The sequence below is a fragment of the Vibrio kasasachensis genome, from assembly GCF_050337565.1.
Taxonomy (GTDB): domain Bacteria; phylum Pseudomonadota; class Gammaproteobacteria; order Enterobacterales; family Vibrionaceae; genus Vibrio; species Vibrio kasasachensis.
On record NZ_JAKJTB010000045.1, the window covers coordinates 1 to 916 of the forward strand.

Here is a 916-nt window from a genome sequence, read left to right on the forward strand (position 1 = left end):
CGCAAGTTACTACGTCTTTCATCGCCTCTGACTGCCAAGGCATCCACCGTGTACGCTTAGTCACTTAACCATACAACCCGAAGGAGTTTCGTTAAACAACCAAGTTGTCTCTCTATTTTATGAGTGAGAGACGTTCGATTTTGCCGGACTCAATTTCGAATAATCACTTCACTAGGAAGTGATATTGCCAAGAACACTTGAATGTGTTTTTTGGTGTTTACCATTAAGGTAAACATTGAGAACTTTACAAATAATCTTATTAAAGATTATTTAGTCAGCTTTCCAAATTGTTAAAGAGCATATGAATCTGAAGCGAAGCTTCAAAATACATTTTCTAAAGACTTTCAGAGACCAAAATTCCAACCACATGCATGAATGCGTGGTTTGGATATCCTGTTCCAAAAATACTTAGAGAATGGTGGGCGATACCGGGCTCGAACCAGTGACCCCCTGCTTGTAAGGCAGGTGCTCTCCCAACTGAGCTAATCGCCCACGATAGTTTTAATTCCTTCGCGGAGAAAGAATGGTGGGTCGTGCAGGATTCGAACCTGCGACCAATTGATTAAAAGTCAACTGCTCTACCAACTGAGCTAACGACCCATACTTCACAAAGGAAGTGGTATCCCGTAGGGGAGTCGAACCCCTGTTACCGCCGTGAAAGGGCGGTGTCCTAGGCCTCTAGACGAACGGGACACTAAGTGAAACATCTTGGGGATGTTTCTATCTCTTAAACTTTATAAACCATCAATCTGTGTGGACACTCATCGTGAGTAATCATCGTATAAGGAGGTGATCCAGCGCCAGGTTCCCCTAGCGCTACCTTGTTACGACTTCACCCCAGTCATGAACCACAAAGTGGTGAGCGTCCTCCCCGAAAGGTTAAACTACCCACTTCTTTTGCAGCCCACTCCCATGG

General features: G+C 44.7%; 3 tRNA genes and 1 rRNA gene. All 4 read right to left on the reverse strand.

Features of this window, described 5'->3' with window-relative positions:
• Window positions 1–416 precede the first annotated feature (416 nt).
• Window positions 417–492: transfer RNA gene (locus L4C38_RS21245), tRNA-Val, on the reverse strand.
• 32 nt (window positions 493–524) lie between these two features.
• Window positions 525–600: transfer RNA gene (locus L4C38_RS21250), tRNA-Lys, on the reverse strand.
• Window positions 601–617: 17 nt separating this feature from the next.
• Window positions 618–693, reverse strand: a tRNA-Glu gene (locus L4C38_RS21255).
• Between the two features lie 89 nt (window positions 694–782).
• A 16S ribosomal RNA gene (locus tag L4C38_RS21260) occupies window positions 783–916 on the reverse strand; the annotation flags it as partial.